This window comes from Henriciella marina DSM 19595 (assembly GCF_000376805.1).
GTDB classification, from domain to species: Bacteria; Pseudomonadota; Alphaproteobacteria; order Caulobacterales; family Hyphomonadaceae; genus Henriciella; species Henriciella marina.
Genome location: NZ_AQXT01000002.1, coordinates 2859188 through 2877238, shown reverse-complemented (window position 1 = coordinate 2877238; position 18051 = coordinate 2859188). Strand labels below are relative to the sequence as shown.

Annotated in this window: 18 protein-coding genes; 14 read left to right on the top strand and 4 right to left on the bottom strand. The window is 61.1% G+C overall.

The genetic code is table 11. The features are described from left to right. Positions 1-11: 11 nt before the first annotated feature. From F550_RS0114370 to F550_RS0114360, 3 genes are all read left to right on the top strand, one after another. The gene (locus F550_RS0114370; RefSeq protein ID WP_018149273.1) at positions 12-1055 is read left to right on the top strand and encodes a phytase; all 1044 of its coding nucleotides are present in this window, start codon (positions 12-14) and stop codon (positions 1053-1055) included. Between the two features lie 131 nt (positions 1056-1186). Next, on the top strand, positions 1187-2623 hold the full coding sequence (locus F550_RS0114365; RefSeq protein WP_018149272.1) for an aldehyde dehydrogenase family protein: 1437 nt from the start codon (positions 1187-1189) through the stop codon (positions 2621-2623). 133 nt (positions 2624-2756) lie between these two features. Then, the gene (locus F550_RS0114360; RefSeq protein WP_018149271.1) at positions 2757-3275 is read left to right on the top strand and encodes a redoxin domain-containing protein; all 519 of its coding nucleotides are present in this window, start codon (positions 2757-2759) and stop codon (positions 3273-3275) included. A 61-nt stretch (positions 3276-3336) separates the two neighbouring features. On the opposite strand, the gene F550_RS0114355 is transcribed toward F550_RS0114360, so the two are convergent. Next, positions 3337-4881 (bottom strand): PQQ-dependent sugar dehydrogenase, encoded by a 1545-nt coding sequence (locus F550_RS0114355; RefSeq protein ID WP_156807952.1) that lies wholly within the window; start codon positions 4879-4881, stop codon positions 3337-3339. A gap of 177 nt (positions 4882-5058) precedes the next feature. On the opposite strand from F550_RS0114355, the gene F550_RS0114350 reads away from it, so the two are divergent. After that, positions 5059-5616 carry a CC0125/CC1285 family lipoprotein gene (locus tag F550_RS0114350; protein ID WP_018149269.1) on the top strand — a complete coding sequence of 186 codons (558 nt, stop codon included), beginning with the start codon at positions 5059-5061 and terminating at the stop codon, positions 5614-5616. 93 nt (positions 5617-5709) lie between these two features. Here the strand turns inward: F550_RS0114350 and F550_RS0114345 are convergent, their stop codons facing one another. Further along, entirely contained in the window at positions 5710-6489 is a 780-nt protein-coding gene (locus F550_RS0114345; RefSeq protein ID WP_018149268.1) for an SDR family NAD(P)-dependent oxidoreductase, read from the bottom strand. Between the two features lie 68 nt (positions 6490-6557). On the opposite strand from F550_RS0114345, the gene F550_RS0114340 reads away from it, so the two are divergent. Then, the gene (locus tag F550_RS0114340) at positions 6558-6971 is read left to right on the top strand and encodes a YkvA family protein (RefSeq protein WP_018149267.1); all 414 of its coding nucleotides are present in this window, start codon (positions 6558-6560) and stop codon (positions 6969-6971) included. Here F550_RS0114340 and F550_RS0114335 read toward each other — a convergent pair. Further along, positions 6968-8290, bottom strand: coding sequence for a penicillin-binding protein activator (locus F550_RS0114335; RefSeq protein WP_018149266.1), 1323 nt, complete (start codon positions 8288-8290; stop codon positions 6968-6970). The two genes, F550_RS0114340 and F550_RS0114335, sit on opposite strands and share 4 nt — an antisense overlap. A gap of 107 nt (positions 8291-8397) precedes the next feature. Here F550_RS0114335 and rsmI point away from each other — a divergent pair, with 107 nt between their 5' ends. The 3 genes from rsmI to F550_RS0114320 are packed head-to-tail and all read left to right on the top strand — an operon-like array spanning position 8398 to position 10274. Continuing rightward, positions 8398-9207 (top strand): 16S rRNA (cytidine(1402)-2'-O)-methyltransferase, encoded by an 810-nt coding sequence (gene rsmI / locus F550_RS0114330; protein ID WP_233349037.1) that lies wholly within the window; start codon positions 8398-8400, stop codon positions 9205-9207. Beyond that, entirely contained in the window at positions 9200-9592 is a 393-nt protein-coding gene (locus F550_RS0114325; protein WP_018149264.1) for a YraN family protein, read from the top strand. Before rsmI ends, F550_RS0114325 begins: the two co-directional genes overlap by 8 nt. A 40-nt stretch (positions 9593-9632) precedes the next feature. Continuing rightward, a complete protein-coding gene (locus tag F550_RS0114320) occupies positions 9633-10274 on the top strand; it encodes a BON domain-containing protein (protein ID WP_018149263.1) in 642 nt (213 codons plus the stop codon). Between the two features lie 20 nt (positions 10275-10294). Here F550_RS0114320 and F550_RS0114315 read toward each other — a convergent pair whose 3' ends face one another. Beyond that, complete coding sequence (locus F550_RS0114315; protein ID WP_018149262.1) at positions 10295-11074, bottom strand: META domain-containing protein; 780 nt, start codon at positions 11072-11074, stop codon at positions 10295-10297. A 250-nt stretch (positions 11075-11324) separates the two neighbouring features. On the opposite strand from F550_RS0114315, the gene F550_RS0114310 reads away from it, so the two are divergent. From F550_RS0114310 to F550_RS0114285, 6 genes are all read left to right on the top strand, one after another. After that, the gene (locus F550_RS0114310) at positions 11325-11831 is read left to right on the top strand and encodes a fasciclin domain-containing protein (RefSeq protein ID WP_018149261.1); all 507 of its coding nucleotides are present in this window, start codon (positions 11325-11327) and stop codon (positions 11829-11831) included. A 167-nt stretch (positions 11832-11998) separates the two neighbouring features. Further along, a complete protein-coding gene (gene gshB / locus F550_RS0114305) occupies positions 11999-12949 on the top strand; it encodes a glutathione synthase (RefSeq protein ID WP_018149260.1) in 951 nt (316 codons plus the stop codon). A gap of 27 nt (positions 12950-12976) precedes the next feature. Then, positions 12977-13396: a hypothetical protein gene (locus F550_RS0114300; protein WP_156807950.1), complete on the top strand. Its 420-nt coding sequence runs from the start codon at positions 12977-12979 to the stop codon at positions 13394-13396. A gap of 92 nt (positions 13397-13488) precedes the next feature. Further along, positions 13489-15039, top strand: coding sequence for a YifB family Mg chelatase-like AAA ATPase (locus tag F550_RS0114295; RefSeq protein WP_018149258.1), 1551 nt, complete (start codon positions 13489-13491; stop codon positions 15037-15039). A 46-nt stretch (positions 15040-15085) separates the two neighbouring features. After that, the gene (locus F550_RS0114290; RefSeq protein WP_040501154.1) at positions 15086-16558 is read left to right on the top strand and encodes an ATP-binding protein; all 1473 of its coding nucleotides are present in this window, start codon (positions 15086-15088) and stop codon (positions 16556-16558) included. Further along, a complete protein-coding gene (locus F550_RS0114285) occupies positions 16555-18021 on the top strand; it encodes an AmpG family muropeptide MFS transporter (RefSeq protein ID WP_018149256.1) in 1467 nt (488 codons plus the stop codon). The genes F550_RS0114290 and F550_RS0114285 overlap by 4 nt, the downstream gene beginning before the upstream one ends. The last annotated feature ends 30 nt before the right edge of the window (positions 18022-18051 follow it).

The window sequence follows — 18051 nt, the reverse complement described above, 5'->3', positions numbered from 1 at the left end:
GATCTCACCGCATGACATTCCGTATCCTTCTGCTCGCCGGCGCTGCCACTGCAACGCTTGGTGCCTGCGAGACCGATGATGTCTGGATCGATGATGGCATCGCGGCCCAGCCTGTCGCGGCCAGCTTTGAAACTGATCCGATGACCGGCACTGGCGACCGCGCCGATGACCCGGCGCTCTGGGTGCATCCCGGCGACGTGTCCAAGAGTGTCATCCTTGGCACGAACAAGGATGAGGGCTTGCACGTCCATGACCTTTCCGGCGCTGAGCTTCAGTTCCTCGACGTCGGCCAGCTGAACAATGTCGACGTTCGCGGCAATGTCGCGGCCGCTTCGAATGATGAGTTCGCCTCGATCTCGACGTTCAGCGTGGATGCAGAGACCGGTACTGTCTCCCATACTGGCGACGTGCAGACCGGCAAGGATGAGCCATATGGCTTCTGCATGGGCGAGGTCGATGACACCACGCTGATGATCCCGACCTACAAGGACGGGTCCATCCAGATCTGGACCAGCAGCGATACCGGCACCACGCTGCAGCGCAGCCTGCAGGTGGGCCAGTTCGGTCAGCTTCAGCTTGAAGGCTGCGTCGTCGATGATGGCGCTGGGATTGTGTTTATCGGCGAGGAAGAGCACGGCATCTGGAAGCTGGACCTGCGCCAGCCAGACAGCTCGCCTGAAATCGTCGACACGATCGAGGCCGGCAATGGCCTCGTCGCCGATGTCGAAGGCCTGTCGCTCTGGATCGGTGAAGGCACCGAAGGCTATCTCGTCGCTTCTGCGCAGGCCGCCGACCGGTTCGTCGTCTATGACCGCGCCGCACCGCACGCCCTCCGCGGCGTTGTCACCATTACAGAAAGCGCCGATGGCAGCGTCGATGCTGTCAGCCACACCGATGGTCTCGATGTCTCATCGGCCGCCCTGCCCGGCTTTCCGCGCGGCGTGATGATCGTCCAGGATGACGCGAACCCGCTCCCCGAAGTCGACCAGAACTTCAAGGTCGTCGATTGGGCTGCCGTCGAGGCGGCGCTCGGTCTCGGCACCGCAGAGCGCTAAACCAAGCCTGCCGCCCGTCATCCTTGCCTTTATTTCACGCGAGGTGACGGAGCGGTAGCGCTTTCATTTTGCAGCTCGGGCCCTTAGATACGGGCAAGAGTTTACAGAAAACGCGCTTTGGAGGACCGACAATGCAAGACTATCTCAAATTTTATATCAACGGCGAATGGGTCGACCCGGTAGAGCCGCGCACGCTCGACGTTGAGAACCCGGCCACCGAAGAGCCGTTTGCCCGTATCTCGCTTGGCTCGCAGGCCGATGTGGACAAGGCTGTGGATGCGGCCCGTGTCGCGTTTGAATCCTTCTCCCAGACCTCGGTCGAATTCCGGGCCAGCCTTCTGGAAAAGATCGCCGCCGGCATCCAGGAACGCGCCAGCGACATGGCGAAGGCCATTTCCGACGAAATGGGCGCCCCGATGTGGCTCGCCAATGCTGCGCAGGTCCCTGCAGGCATGGGCCATTATATGGCTGCCGCGAAAATTCTGCGCGAATATCAGTGGGAAGAAGACCGCGGCGCGACCCTGATCCGCAAGGAGCCGATTGGCGTCTGTGGCTTCATCACCCCATGGAACTGGCCGCAGAACCAGATCGCCTGCAAAGTGGCTCCGGCCATCGCGACAGGTTGCACCATGGTTCTGAAACCATCTGAGATCGCCCCGCTCGACGCAATGATCGTGGCAGAGATCCTCCATGATGCAGGTGTCCCGCCAGGTGTCTTCAACCTCGTCAATGGCGACGGTCCGGGCGTTGGCGCTTACATGTCCCAGCATCCTGGCATCGACATGATGAGCTTCACCGGCTCGACCCGCGCTGGCGTGCTCGTCAGCCAGGCGGCTGCCCCGACGGTCAAGCGCGTCGCGCTTGAGCTTGGTGGCAAGTCGCCGAACATCGTCCTGCCGGATGCAGACCTGAAAAAAGCAATCGGCGGCGGCGTCATGCAGATGATGACCAATACCGGCCAGTCCTGTAACGCCCCCTCCCGTATGCTGGTCCAGCGCGACCAGCAGGACGAGGCCATTGCGATCGCCAAGGCGACCGCAGAGCAGGTCAAGGTTGGTGCAGGTGCAGACGCCCCGAAAGGCGCCATGGGCCCGATCGCCAATGGCAATCAGTGGAACAAGGTCCAGGACCTTATCCAGGCCGGCATCGATGAAGGCGCAACCCTCGTCACCGGCGGCACGGGTCGTCCGGAAGGCTTCAACAAGGGCTACTTCACCAAGCCGACTGTCTTTGCCAATGTGAAGAATGACATGACCATCGCGCGCGAGGAAATCTTCGGCCCGGTGCTCTGCATCCTTCCATATGACACCGAGGAAGACGCCATCCGCATCGCGAATGACACGGTCTATGGCCTGTCCTCCTATGTGCAGTCGTCCGACCTCGACCACGCCCGGAAGGTCGGCAATCAGATCCGCGCAGGCAACGTCCATATCAATGGCGCAGGCCCTGACTTCGCTTCGGGTGCCTTTGGCGGCTACAAGCAGTCGGGCATCGGCCGTGAGTGGGGCGATTACGGCTTTGAGGAATTCCTCGAAGTGAAAACCGTCTTCGGCAACGCGCCGGCCTGATCGGCTGATTTCAGCTGAAATGACAGGGAAAGCCCGCGGCATTCGTGCTGCGGGCTTTTTTGTCGCGCAGGGTCGGGCGGAACGCTGAACGCGCTCACCTGTTCGTCAGGTTCACTCATTCACAGGAGCAATCATGGCACGTTTGAAGCCCGGACAGGACGCAAGTCCGCTATCCCTTAACCTGATCAACGGCACCAATTGGACGCTGAGCGAACAGGACGACAGCGCCCACCCCTGGCGCATGATCGTCGTCTATCGCGGTCTCCATTGCCCGATCTGCAAGAGCCAGCTCACCGAACTTTCGGGCAAGCTGAAGGATTTTGCAGACGCAGGGATCAGCGTTGTCGCCGCCACGATGGAAGACAAGTCGCGCGCCGACAAGGCACATGAGGACTGGTCGCTCGACCAGCTGCCGATTGCCTATGGGATCGGCGAGGATTTTGCCGAGAAGTTCGGCCTCTTCACCTCAAGTGCCATCAATGACGATGAGCCGGATGTCTTTGCCGAACCCGCCACGCTGGTCTTCAAGGGCAATGACTTTCACATGGGCTGGGTCCAATCGGTCCCGTTCGCCCGCCCTGCCCTCGACGACATTCTCAAGAGCATCAAATTCGTCGACGAGAAGGATTACCCGCCGCGCGGCACGCGCTAAACAGCAGCCGAACTTGCGACCTGAATTCGAAAGCCCACCCGTGTGACCGGGTGGGCTTTTCTTATTGCTGGTCTTCGAGCCCGTTGAGGTTTCCAGAAAAGTTCTGGATGAGCAGCCTGCCTTGCTGGTCCAGTCCGAAGCTCGACATGCCACCGACGAGGATTGCTCCTTCAAACACGTCATTCAGTCGCTGAAAGGAGCTGGACGGAACGGTCTCACCGATCACAAGATCGGTTTCCGGCACTGACCAGAAATTCCCGCTGGCGAAGTCACCAAAGACGTAGTGGTTCTGGATCGCTTCGATATTTCCCCGGTAGACATATCCGCCCGTGACGGAATTTCCTTCAAACGGACCGCTGCCGTGCGCGTACTCAGCCACCGGCTCCGTGAAAGCAGGATCGTCCGGCCCTTCAAATTCCTGCGTCCCTTCTCGCGTATCCCAGCCGAAATTCGTTCCCGCGCCATCGGCAGGCAACCGGTTGATCTCTTCGATCGCATTCTGGCCGACATCGCCGAAGAAGAAATCGCCGGTGACCGGGTCAACGCTTCCCCGGTACGGGTTACGGACGCCGAGCGCGAAAATCTCAGGGCGGCCCCCGCCGCCGATAAATGGATTGCCTGCCGGGATGGCATAGTCGCGAAGGTCATCTGCGGGATAGTCATCGCCCGTCACATCCAGACGCAGGATCTTTCCGAGGAGTTCATTGGGGTCCTGCGCTTTTTCATTTGGATCACCTGAGCCACCGCCATCGCCGAGCGGCACGTAAAGAAGACCGTCATTCGAAAAGCCAATCCATCCCGCATTGTGATTGGATTCAGGCTGGGCCACCGTCAGGATGACATCCTTTGTCGAGGGGTCCGCTTGCGTTGAGGATCCACTGAACATCTGGTAGCGCCGAATTTCGGTATCACCGGACGTATTGGTGACATTCACATACAGGGTGCGGTCCGTTTCGAAATCAGGCGAGAATGCGAGCCCCAGAAGCCCGCGCTCACCGATCGAAGAAGTGTCTGCTTCGACATTCAGAAACGGTGCACCGAGCGCACCCGTTGTTGGATTGTATGCGAAGATCAAGCCGCCCTTTTGAACCACGGCAAGCCGCTCAGTCCCTGGGATCGGCGTGACGTAGACCGGTTGCTCAAACGTATCACTGATGGTGATGATCGTTCCCCTCTCAGCCACGTCCGTCACCGTCAGATTGAGCGTGAACCGCGTCGCCGCGCCCTGGTCATCGGTCGCCTCGACCGTGAGCTCGTAGACGTTGTTCTTGTCCTCATCAGCTGGACTGTCGAAGTCGAGCGCCGCCGCTGGAGATAGCTCACCGGTGTCTGTGTTGAGGTCAAACAGGAGAATGTCGCTAGACTTGACCGCCGCGAGCGTGACCTCGTCGCCGTCCGGATCTGACACTTCGAATGTGTAGATGACGCCGGAAGTGTTTTCCGCGACTGACAGGGTCGGTGTAGACGTGAATTCGGGGGCATTGTTCGCTGAGGGAGGCGGAGGTGGTGGCGGGGGCGGCGGAGATGCCGGGGCGCCGCTGCTTCCACCGCCGCCACAAGCTGCCGCCATGAGAATGAAGGGAACTGAACAGAGTAGGCGTCTCATGACGGGCTCCAATCGAGATTGAGAAGGAATGAGGAATTCAATCTTAGCTAAGGCCCTCAAGGTTCTCTTACTGAGAATGCAATCTGTTGCAACTATTGCAGTTTCAGCGCCTGTCGTTGCCTCCCGTTCACCTCCAACCAATATAATAGGCACCATCGCCGATAAGGACGTTCCATTATGATGAACAAGAAAAACGTTGTTACCGCTATTGCTGCTCTCGCCGCCCTTGGGGCGTGTGCGACCGCGACGCCTTATCAGGCCGCGACGCCGTCTGACCGTGGATATACCGACCAGCAGATCGAACAGAACCGCTGGGTGGTGAATTTCGCGGGCAATAGCCTCACGGACAGGCAAACGGTTGAGACCTATCTGCTCTATCGGGCCGCGGAGCTCACCGTACAGACCGGCTATGACAATTTCCGGATGGTACGGCGGACGACCGATGCGGACCGCAATTTTGTACCGGTCGGCGGCACCTATAGCCATTTCAGCCCGTATTACAGCTTTTACGGGCCGCGCGGCCGCCGCGTCGCCTATTACCCCCATCACTGGGCAGGCGCCGGCTTTAACGACCCGTTCTTCTCGCGCGCGCCAGACTACCGCGAAGTGACGCGGTTCGAGGCCTCGGCCGAGATTCTGATGGGCCGCGGCCCGTCGCCGGATGATCCGGCCTATTTCGACGCCCGGGACGTCTTGTCCAACCTCTCAGGCACGATCCTTCGCCCAGCGCCCTAGGCGTCACTGCGCCTCTGCAGGACTGACACCATCAGAATAGAAAAAGCCCGCCTCGATGAGGCGGGCTTTCATGTGTCTGGATACCGGTCTGGCTTAACGCGGGGCCATCCGGATTGCGCCATCGAGACGGACATCTTCGCCGTTGAAATAGGCGTTGGTGATCATCTGCTCTGCGAGCGAGGCATACTCTTCCGGATTGCCGAGGCGGGCCGGGTTCGGCACCTGAGCACCAAGAGCCTGCTTCACATTTTCCGGCGCACCCTGCAGGAGCGGGGTGTTGAAGATGCCTGGCAGGATGGTGTTGACGCGGATCAGTTCGCGCGAAAGGTCACGGGCGATCGGAAGGGTCATGCCAACAACGCCGCCCTTGGAGGCGGAATAGGCCGCCTGGCCGATCTGGCCGTCTTCTGCAGCCACGGAGGCTGTGTTGACCATGGCGCCGCGTTCCCCATCGATCGGGTCGAGCGTCATCATGCCGGCAGCCGATTTGGCGATGCAGCGGAAGGTGCCAACCAAATTGATCTGGATGATCATGTTGAAGGCATCGAGCGGGAAGTGCTTGATGGCGCCGCTTTCCTTGTCGCGCGAGGCGGTTTTGACGGCATTGCCGGTACCGGCGCAGTTGACGAGGATCCGCTCCTGGCCAATTGCGGCGCGGGCTTTCTCGAAGCCAGCATCTACAGAGGCTTCGTCGGTCACGTTGACCTTGCAGAAAACGCCGCCGAGTTCCTTGGCAAGCGCTTCGCCTTTTTCCTCGTTGAGGTCAAAGAGGGCAACCTTCACGCCCTGCGCGGCGAGGCGTCTTGCGGTTGCTGCGCCAAGGCCGGATGCGCCGCCTGTAATGACCGCGCTGATGTCTGAGCTGAGTTTCATGTCTGATAGGTCTCCCTTGAACGTTCGGCTAATGCGAGCGATCTATAGGGTCAGGAGATAATCTGCCAATGCGTCACCCAACGGAAATTGTGATTGAGAACGGAGAGGACGGCCCACGCCCGCTTCCCCTCGCCATTGAGCGTAACCGGCAGCGCACACGGAAGGGCTTTTTGCCCAAGCTTTTGCGCCTTGCCGGAAAGCTGCCTTTTGCTGACGATCTCGCCGCCGCCTACTATGCCGCCATGGACCCGGCGACGCCGCGAAAGGCAAAAGCGGTGCTGTTCGCCGCGCTCGCCTATTTCGTGGTGCCAACCGACTCGGTGCCTGACTTTATCGTCGGCTTCGGCTTTGCAGACGATGCGACCGTACTGGCAACAGCGCTGTCGATTGTGGGCGCGCAGGTGCGTGAGCGCCATCGCCGCTCAGCGCGCAACCTTCTCGGATTACCGGCGCCTGCGAATGAAGACGGCGCGAATGCCTAGCTGATCCCCGGATCGAAGCTTTCTGCCGCGCGCCGCACTTCAACCGCGCCATCCGATCCTGATATCTCATAGACCGACAGACGCCTTTGCGTTGTGCCCTGCCCATTGAAGCGGAAGAGGCCGTTAATGCCGACGAAGCCGTCCTCGGAGGCAAGCTCATCGCGGGTAACTTCGCCATCAGCGCCAAGTTGCGTGACGAGAGACGCGGCGTCATAGGCCGTAGCGGCAAGCGAGCTTGGGCCCCGGCCATAGATGCGCTGGAATTTCGTGTTGAAGGCCTGCACATCGTCGCGCGGCGGTGCAACGAACCAGCCGCCCCGCAGCGATGGTTCGCGCCAGACGGCGGTGTCATCCCAACCCGAAAGACCCATCATCTGGGCCCGGCGGCTCATCCCGTAGTAGCTGAGAAGCGGCGCGACGCGGCGCAGCTGCGTGCCGCGCTCAGGGATGAGGATTGCGACCGGGCTGCCGCTTTGCTGGGCGCTGTTGACTGCATTGGCGACATAGCGCGCCTCGGAATCCGGCGACTGGGTCGTGGCCGGATAGAAGCCGGTCGCTGCGACCCGGCCCCCGACACGGGTTGCCTCACGCTGCAGGGCGGTCTCGATCCGCTGACCTATGTCGCTTTGCGGGCCGAAATAGGCGAACTGGCGATAGCCCTGAGAGACGGCATGATCGACAAGCGCGGCCACTTCTTCTTCAGGGGTGATCGATGCGAGCCATGTATTGCCGCCCGCGACATTGCTGTCATTCGAGAAACCAATCACCTGGGTTTCGGATGTTACGCCCTGCCGGTTAAGCGCGGCGATATTTGTCCCGAAGAGCGGGCCAAGGATGACGTCAGCACCCTCGCGCAGCGCGCTCTCTGCCATCGAAACCGTCTGGCTCTGGGAGCCGGCTGTGTCTTTTGGCAGGATGAGCATGTTTTCAGCGCCGTGATCAAACAGCGCCATCTCGATACCGGCCAGCATGCCTTCGGCTTCCTCACGCACACCGGAGTTTGGATGCGAGAATGGCAGCAACACCCCGATACGGAAAAGGTCCCGGCCGTTCATGAATTCGGGGGTGAAATAGCCGGGATTGGCTTCCGGCACATTCTCGGCCGCCGTGATGCCCTCACCCTCGTGAATGCCATCCAGCCCCTCTTCGTCGACGCCGCGATCTGCACGGTCCGGCCGCGTATCTGGACGGGCCTGGCCGGTTTCAATCGGGGCCGGCTGGCGCACCGGATCGGTCGCACAAGCAGAAACAAGCAGAAAACTTGCAAGTGCAAGGCTTGGCGCAAGACGCGCAAAGCGCGATGGTAGACGGAATGTCATCCAGTTTTCCTTCTTCTCGATCGAGCGACCGCAGATCCGGCGAGACTACTGCCGGGCCGGGGCCTGCGCAACACGCTGTCGCGCGGCTTGAGTCCGGCCTCTACATTGTGTCCACACCTATCGGCAACCTCCGCGACATAACCTTGCGGGCGCTGGATACGCTGGGCTCGGTTGATGAGGTCCTTGCCGAGGACACCCGGGTTGGACGCAAGCTCCTTGATGCGCATGGCATTCACGCAAAACTGAGCCCCTATCATGACCATAATGGGGCTGAGCGCCGGCCCGGCCTGATCGCGCGGCTTGTCGATGGCGCCTGTCTTGCGCTCATTTCCGATGCGGGCACGCCACTGGTGTCCGATCCGGGCTGGAAACTCGTTCATGAGGCGCGCGAGGCCGGCGTGCGGATCATCCCGATACCGGGGCCGTCTGCCATGCTGGCCGGACTTGTTGCCTCCGGTCTTGCGAGTGACCGTTTCATGTTTTGCGGCTTCCTGCCGCCGAAGACGGGCGCGCGCCAGCGGGCCGCAGAAGAGCTGAAGACCGTCCCGGCCACGCTGATCTTCTATGAAGGCGGCTCTCGTCTTGCTGCCTCACTTGCCGATCTTGCCGAAACGCTTGGGGCCGACCGTAACTGCGTCGTCGCGCGGGAACTGACAAAGCTCTTCGAGGAGGTGCGCAGCGGCACGCTGGGTGAGCTTGCGGCCCATTATGCAGAGGCGGGCGCCCCGAAAGGCGAAATCGTCGTGCTTGTCGGTCCGCCCGCCGAACGGGTTACGGATGCCGGCGATATAGACGCCGCGCTCAATGACGCGATGCAGCGCCTGCCGATGAAGGCCGCAGCCAATGAGGTCGCAGACGTATTCGGCCTCTCGAAGCGCGATCTCTATCAGCGTGCCTTGCAACTGAAGAATGGCTAGGGCGGGCCCAGGCCGCCGCGAAGCTGCAGAAGCGCGTGGTCGGCGCGCAGAAACCCTTGCGGCTCTCTGGCTGCGCGCCAAGGGCTATCGCATCCTCGATCGGCGGGTGCGGCTCACTGTTGGTGAAATCGACATTATCGCCCGCAAGGGCAAATTGCTTGCCTTCATTGAGGTGAAAGCACGCGCCGACTTCACAATCGGCGCGAATGCGGTCACCTCTCCCTCCTGGCAGCGGATCAACCGCGCGGCGGCCAGCTGGACCGCGCGGCGCGAAAAGCTGCAGGCCTGTGACTGGCGCTTTGATCTGGTTGTGATCCGTCCCATGCGGCGGCCGCTTCACCTTATTGATCAGTGGCGCCCAGATTTTGCCCCAAGCGGTCGCTAGGGCTTTGGCATCGGACCTGACGACTATGAGGCGAACATCTATGACCATCCCCCGTATTCTGGCCCCTGCCCTCCTTGGCGTCTTCAGCCTGAGCGGCTGTATCGCTGCGGCTGTCGGAACCGCCGGCGCGGTCGGTGTCGCCGCCGTACAGGAACGCACAATGGGCGAAGCGCTGGACGACGCCACTGCCTCCAATGAGATCAAGGCGAAGCTTCTGAGTGAAGGCGGCTATGGCGAGGTCGATGTTGAGGTCGCCGATGGCCTCGCGCTTCTCTCTGGCCGCGTCGCCAGCCCTGAAATGCGCGTGAAAGCCGAAGACATCGCCTGGAGCTCCAGCCGCATTATCGATGTGGCGAACGAAATCCAGATCGAGGCGCCGGGCGGCTTCATCGCAAACGCTTCGGACGAGCTGATCACCGCACGCGTGCGCTCATCCCTGGTTGCCTCGCGGGACGTCAAAAGCCTCAATTTCAATATCGAGACCTATGCCGGCGTGGTCTATCTGATGGGCTTTGCCCGGTCAGAGGAAGAACTTGAAGCGGCCGCAGAGCGCGCCAGCCTCGTGCGCGGTGTGAAGCGCGTCGTCTCTTATGTCCGTGTCCGCGAAGGTCTGCCGCGCAAGAACGAGTCGCCCGGCGCGCAGAACCCGGACCAGGAACTGCTCGGCGGCAACGTCTACTAGCGACAGGGTCGGGCGGCGCCCTAGCGCGCCGTCAGCGTTTCGCCCGTATCTGCAGACATCGTCAGCAGACCCGTTTCGTCGATTTGCATCAGCGATACGTATTCCAGCAGGTCGAGATAGAAGGCTTCCTGCACCATGACGTCCGGCATGCAGCCTTTCCGCGTCAGCGCCACCGGGCCGATGCTCAACATGCTATCTTCAACAGAGGCGCTCGCCGTATAGGCGTTGCAGGAGGCTTGTCCGCTGATCTGGCCGGTTTCGGAAAAGGTCAGCGTGATCGGCACAGACGTAAGCACAGGCTTGCCATTCAGCCGTGCAATCATCCACTCGCGGCCTGCGAGGTCCTCCAGCGTCACGAGATTTTTGCCAGCCGGGGCCAGCATCACCATGTCGAGATCCGTCTGCGTGCCATTGGCAGCGAAGGCGCGAGCCTCATCGGTCTGCCAGAGCAGCTCACCGGCGCCTGAGCGGATATCGGCGCTCAAGCCGAGCGCGCCGTCTTCAGCCTCCTGCTGCACGATGATCTCGAACGGGATCGGGACCTGGCGGCCATTCAGAGCGAAACTCTGCTCTGCCAGAAGCTCCGCCTCATCACTGCCGGCGCCGCGAACACTGAGATGAGCGACCGCATCCTGCGGAAGCGCAATACGCGGGCGATAGTTGAGCGATCCAAGAACCTTCGTCTCGAGCACGGGGTCGGTTTCGGCGCCCATCTGTCCGGTCTGCGAACCGGTAGCGGGCGACTGGGCACAGGCAGCGACGATGGCAAGTCCGGCAAGGGCGGTGAACGCTTTGATCATGATCGGGTCAGGTCCTGTTCTATGAGGTGGGCCGAATATGGAGCAGCGCGGGCGCCGGGCCAACCGCCATAACGAATTCTGCCCCTCCAGGGTGCGACGATCTGGATTGATCCAGTTCAGCCTGCGGCCCGTATTCCATGTATTGCCACAATTTTCTGCTCGAACATTGCGTTGTAATATTTAGGTTTTTTAATAATCCAATCGCTTTTGGGGCCCGTAACACAAGCACCACAACCCAAGGAGCTTCCCCATGAAAAAACTCTTCGCATCCGTTGCAGCAACTGCCCTCTTCGTTGGCGGCGCAAGCGTTGCCTATGCCGATCACCACAAGGAAATGTCGGACAAGAAGGACATTGTCGATACGGCTGCTAGCAATGACAGCTTCTCTACGCTCGTGACAGCCGTCACCGAAGCCGGCCTCGTCGATGCACTGAAAGGCGATGGCCCGTTCACCGTCTTTGCGCCAACCAATGACGCCTTCGCAGCGCTGCCAGACGGCACCGTCGAGACCCTGCTGATGGACGAGAATATCGACCAGCTTCAGGCGATCCTCAAACTTCACGTCGTGTCCGGCAAGATCAAGTCGGGCGACATTGCTGAAGGCACGACCGAAGTCGAAACCCTCGGCGGCGAGACAATCGATGTCGTTAACACCGACGGCACGATCACGGTCGGCGGCGCCGAAGTGATCATGGCAGATGTCTACACCTCCAACGGCGTCATCCACGCCATCGACGGCGTGATCCTGCCAGAATAAACCCCCTTCCTCCCGGGGATTTCACCTCAAATCTGATGTGCGCCCCTTCCTTCCGGGAGGGGCGTTTTTCATGCGCGTCATGAAAGGAATGCGAGCTCGGCGCTTATCAAGGCGGCCAATCACCTTCATATAGCCTGTCTGAAGACACTGATATAAGGCTGACCGGTATGAGCTTGCGCATCGCGATCCAGATGGACCCGCTGGAAGAAGTCGACATCAATGCCGACACGACTTTCGCTCTGGCCGAAGAAGCGCAGGCGCGCGGCCATGAGCTGTTCGTCTATCAACCCCATCATCTGAGCTTTGACAGCGGCAAGCTGCTTGCCCGCGCGCGCCCGGCCAGGGTGCAGCGCGTCAAGGAAACGCCCGGCGTGTTTGGTGAAGAAACCATCCTCGACCTTGCCGAAGACATTGACGTTGTCCTGATGCGTCAGGACCCGCCTTTCGACATGTCCTACATTACCGCCTGTCACCTTCTGGAGCTCCTGAAAGGCAAGACGCTGGTGCTCAACGATCCGGAATTTGTACGGTCGGGCCCGGAAAAACTGTTCCCGCTTCTCTTCCCGGAGATCATTCCGGACACGCTTATCTCGCGCGACCTCAAGGCCATCGAAGCCTTCCGTCGGCGCCACCGCGACATCATCATCAAGCCGCTCTATGGTAATGGCGGGGCCGGTGTCTTCCGCATGAAGGAAGATGACAGCAATTTCTCATCGCTGATGGAAATGTTTCTGGAGCGCACCCGCGAGCCCATGATCGTACAGGCATTCCTGCCCGCCGTCAGCAATGGGGACAAGCGCGTTATTCTGGTCAATGGAGAGCCCGTTGGCGCGATCAACCGGCGCCCGAAGAAGGGCGAGACCCGCTCCAACATGCATGTCGGCGGCACAGCCGAACCGTCAGAGCTAAGTGAGATCGACCTACGAATCTGCGCGGCAATCGGCCCAGAGCTCCGCCGCCGCGATCAGCTCTTTGTTGGTATAGATGTAATCGGTGACAAACTCACCGAAGTAAATGTCACGTCTCCGACCGGCATTCAGGAGCTGAAACGCTTCGCCGGGATAGATGCGGCAGCAATTTTCTGGGATTGTGTGCAAGACAGAGTTGCCAAAACCTGAGCACACCCACACTCTGGAGACATGAACATGAAAGCACTTTCGCTCGCCGCTGGTCTGGCTATCGCACTAGTTGGAACAGCATGTTCCCAGGAAGCGCCTGTCGATCCTGAAACGGTGCAAGCCGAGACAGACGCTGTCGCCGAGGCGTCCACACCAGAAACAAGCCAGCCAAGCCGCTCGCGCTTCAATCTGCGCGTTCCCGGCGGCGACCCTGTGCCGCCTGCGCAGACCGATAGCGGTTTCAACCTGCGCACCCCTGACGCACCGGCACCGAACGGAATGGGCATCAACCTTCCGGCCACGCCGCCGCAGTCCACGACCCTCGATCAGCTGCCTGAGGTGCAGACCCCCACGCTCAACAATCCGGCGGGCAGCATCGCCGCAGAGGTCGATACACCTGAGCTTGAGCCTGAAGACGACCCGGACGCCATTATCCGCCTCGACTAGGCATGAGCGGCCCATGCCTTGAACTATAGGGCGATATTGTTCTTTCTTTGTTCTGCGCTTTGTGCTAGGCGGAACAGCGAAAGGAAGTCGCCATGGTCTGCCGCGTTACGACATTTGCCTTCGAGGGGATCGAGGCCAAACCTGTCGACGTTCAGGTCCACATCACGTCAGGCAATCCTTTTTTCACCATCGTCGGCCTGCCGGACAAGGCGGTTGGCGAGAGCCGCGAACGTGTGCGCGCCGCCTTTTCCGCCATAGGCCTCGCCATTCCGCCCAAGCGGATCACCGTAAATCTCGCCCCGGCCGATCTTCCCAAGGAAGGCAGCCATTATGACCTTGCCATCGCGCTCGGCGTACTTGCAGCCATGGGTGTGATCGCGCCTGACGCACTTGATGGTCATGCCGCAATTGGAGAGCTGTCGCTTGACGGCGCGCTCGGCCAGACGCTTGGCGTCCTGCCAGCCGCCATGGCGGCGCAGGCGATGGACCTCCGGCTCATCTGCCCGGAAGTTTGCGGGCCCGAGGCCGCGTGGGCGGGCGACGGCACAATTGCGGTCGCGAACCTCATCTCCATGATCAATCATTTCGCTGGCCGGGTCAGTCTGCCTGCGCCTGTTGCCGGTGAACTCGCCGCCCCGGACGCCGTGCCTGACCTTGCAGATGTGAAAGGTCAGGACGGGGCCAAGCGTGTGCTCGAAATTGCTGCGGCTGGCGGGCACAATCTTCTCTTCTGCGGCCCGCCCGGGTCCGGCAAATCCATGCTGGCCCAGCGCCTGCCCGGTCTCCTGCCGCCGCTATCGGCAACCGAGCTTCTTGAGGTGTCGCAGATACAATCTGTGGCAGGCATGCTTCAGCGCGGCCAGCTATCGCGCCAGCGCCCGTTCCGCGCCCCGCATCATTCTGCATCAATGGCGGCTCTGGTCGGCGGCGGTATCAAGGCGCGCCCGGGAGAGGTTTCGCTTGCCCATCACGGCGTCCTTTTTCTTGATGAGCTTCCCGAATTTCCGGCGCAGGTTCTCGACAGCCTTCGCCAGCCGCTTGAGGATGGCGCGGTCGTTATTTCGCGTGCCAACCGGCATGTGAAATATCCCGCCCGTTTCCAACTCATCGCGGCGATGAACCCCTGCCGGTGCGGCGGCGGTCCGGGCGATGGGGCCTGCCGGCGCGGACCGGCCTGCGCCCGCCAGTATCAGGCGCGCATTTCCGGGCCCTTTTTCGACCGCATCGATCTTTTCTTCGACACCCCGCCCGTCACCGCCGTCGACCTCGCTCTGCCGTCGCCTTCGGAAGGCACCGCCGAGGCCAGGCAGCGTGTCCAGCTCGCGCGCGATGTCCAATCAGAGCGCTATGAGCAGACTGATCCACGCGAAGCGCGCCGCCCGGTCAATGCAGATGCACCGACCCGGCGCCTGGTTGAGATTGCCTCCGCCGATGAGGCGGCCAGCTCGCTTCTCTCTGATGCGGCAGCAAAACTTGCGCTCTCTGCGCGGGCCTATCACCGCGTCTTGAAAGTCGCGCGCACCATCGCAGACCTTGACGGTGCAGGTGGTATCAAACGTGTTCACGTGGCCGAAGCGCTCAGCTATCGGCGGCGCCTGCCCGATGGACAGACCGTCGGCGACACGCACGCGCTTGCGCGCTGAAACGCGGTTAAGCGATTCCTCAATTTTTGGCGTTACACCGCCTGGCATGACAGAGAAGAACGACGCCCCTTCGGCCGAACAGGCCTTTCTGGCGACCACCAGCCATGAAATCCGCACGCCGCTCAACGGTATTCTGGGCACGGTGTCCCTGCTTCTGGAGACAGAGCTGGACCCTGCCCAGAAGGAATATGCCGAAGCGATCCGGTCATCCGGTTCCCGGCTTCTCGATCTGCTCAATAATATCCTCGACTATGCGCGCCTCGATACAGGCGTTCCGGAGATCGAACCTGAAACCTTCTGCGTGCGCGACCTTGCCCGCGAGGTGACTGAACTCCTCTCGCCGCGCGCGCATGCCGCAGGCCTCGACCTTGGCGTTCTCTGCCGCCCCAACGTCCCGGCCAGTCTGACTGCCGACGCCGGAAAGCTCCGCCAGATCCTTTTCAACCTTGTCGGCAACGCGTTGAAATTCACCGAAACCGGCAGCGTGCTTGTCGATATGGATTATTATGACGGCAGTCTCGTCTTCAATGTCCGCGACACCGGCCCTGGGATCGCGGCGGCCGATCAGGAACGCCTTTTCGACGCCTTCCGCCAGACCTCGTCTGATGATGCGCGCAAGGATGGCGGGGTCGGTCTTGGACTTGCCATCGTGAAACGGCTCAGCGAAGCGATGGGCGGAAGCATCACCTTGCGAAGTGCGCCCGGCGCAGGCACATGCTTCCGCTCGAAAATTCCGGCAGACGTCATAGAAGGCCCTGAGGCCGTCCGCTCTGATCGTCTGGCTGGGCTCTCCATCGCATTTGCCGGTCTGCCCGCCTCCACGGCGCTATCGGCCTGGGGCGCGCTCAATGATCATGGCGCGCGTATTTCGATGGTCCAGAACGCCGTAGAGGCCCGTCGTGCCAAACCCGCCCTCATCATGGCGGCAGCTGAGCTTCCCGAACGCAGCCTGAAGGCGCTGACCGAGATCGCGCCGGTCCTTGTGGTCCTGCGATCGGCAGACCGCGGCCTTCTCAGCCGGTTCCACGCCATCGGCGTTGCCGGCTGGCTGGTGCGACCGCTTCGCGATAGATCCCTGGTCGAACGCGCCGCCCTCGTCGCGGCGGGCACTACAGGCGGAGACGAAGAACAGGACGCCCCCAAGGGCGGCCGTGTGCTCATCGCTGACGACAATGTTGTCAACGCGCTGATTGCGCGCCGCGCCCTCGAATCGGCTGGTTACACCGTCACTGTTGCATCGACCGGCCGCGAAGCGATCGACAGCGTCGAGAATATTCCGCCTGCGCTGATCTTTATGGATTTGCGTATGCCGATCATGGACGGCTATGAAGCAATGAAAGCCCTGAGAGAGGCCGGAAACACCATGCCGATCATTGCAATCTCCGCAGAAATCAATCCCGAGATCGAGCGCCGTGCCCGCAAAGCCGGTGCCGATGGCGTCGCCGCCAAACCGCTCGACGCCGAAGCGCTCCGCCGTCTCGCCAATGACTGGACCGCGCGCCGGCAGGGCGCTGCATGAGCGAGACGACGCAATCGGGCGCAACGAATCCGCGCGAGACGCTATCAAGCGCCTTCAAGAGTTACCTGAAGCCGACCATGGCTTTCATGCTGATCCTGGGGTTCGCCTCGGGCCTGCCGCTCATGATGGTGTTCTCCAAGCTGTCATTCTGGCTGCGTGAGTCCGGGATCGACCGCGCATCGATCGGCGGACTCTATGCGGTTTCCTTTGCCTACTCCCTGAAGTTCCTGTGGGCGCCAGCCGTCGACCGAATCAAGCTGCCCGTTCTGACAAGTTTGCTCGGCCAGAGGCGCGGCTGGATGATCCTGGCCATTTGCGGCACATCGCTTGGCCTCTTCCTGATCAGCTCCAGTGATCCGGCCATCGCCCTGATGCCTGTCGTGATCGGCGCGCTCGTTCTGGCTTTCTCGGGCGCCACGCTCGATATCGCCGTGGATGCCTGGCGTATCGAGTCTGCGCCGAATGAAGAACAGGCCAATATGGCCGCAATCTATAATCTCGGTTACCGCTTCGCGATCATGTTCTCTGGCATGGGTATGGTGATTGCCGGGGCTACCAGTTGGCATTTTGCTTATGCGCTCATGGCTGTGATCATGCTGGTGATCGGCGCCATCGTCATCTTCGTCATCTCAGAGCCAGACCGGATTGAGCGTTTCGCCGATGAGAGCAAGTCTTTCGCTGGCAAAGTCAAAGACGCGGTGATTGAGCCTTTCTGGCAGCTCGTGCGCAAGTTTGGCATCTGGGTCATTCCTGTCGCCGGGATCGTCACGCTCTATCGGATCAGCGACTTCACCATGGGCGTCATGGCGAGCCCTTTCTATGTCGACCTTGGCTACAGCCGTGAAACGGTCGGCTGGATCCAGGGCATCCTCGGCCCGTGGCCCATCATCATCGGCGGCTTTGTCGGGGGCTTCGTTGCCGTGCGATACAATCTCATGCGCGCCATGATCGCCGGCGGGGTCATTACACTTCTGACCAATGGCGCTTTCGCTGCGCTGGCGATCGCCGCCGGTCCGAACCTCGACATTGTCGCCAATGCCGTCTCGCAAGGGGTGGAACCACCGCCGGGCGCCGTCGTCCATACGCCGACTGTCTGGGCGCTGATGGGCGTCATCGTGGCGGACAATCTGGCGGCCGGTTTCGTCGGTTCAGTCTTTATCGCCTACATGTCTTCGCTGGCAGATCGCAAATTTGCGGCGACCCAGTACGCTCTTCTCAGTTCGGCCTATTCCTTTTTCTGTAAGCTTGCCGCGACCACGACGTCAGGCCCGCTGTCAGAATCGATCGGGTGGGCAGGCTTCTTCACGGTCACCGCGCTCTACACTATCCCGCCGGTCCTGCTCATACTGTTCGTGATGCGCTATGGCCCCGACCACGCCAAGGGAATCAGGATCGACGAGCCCGAAGACTTGCCGAACGAAGGCGTCCCCAATGAAAAAGGCCCGACACCAGCCAAGAGCTGATATCGGGCCGTTCAATTCGTTTCTGGCTGA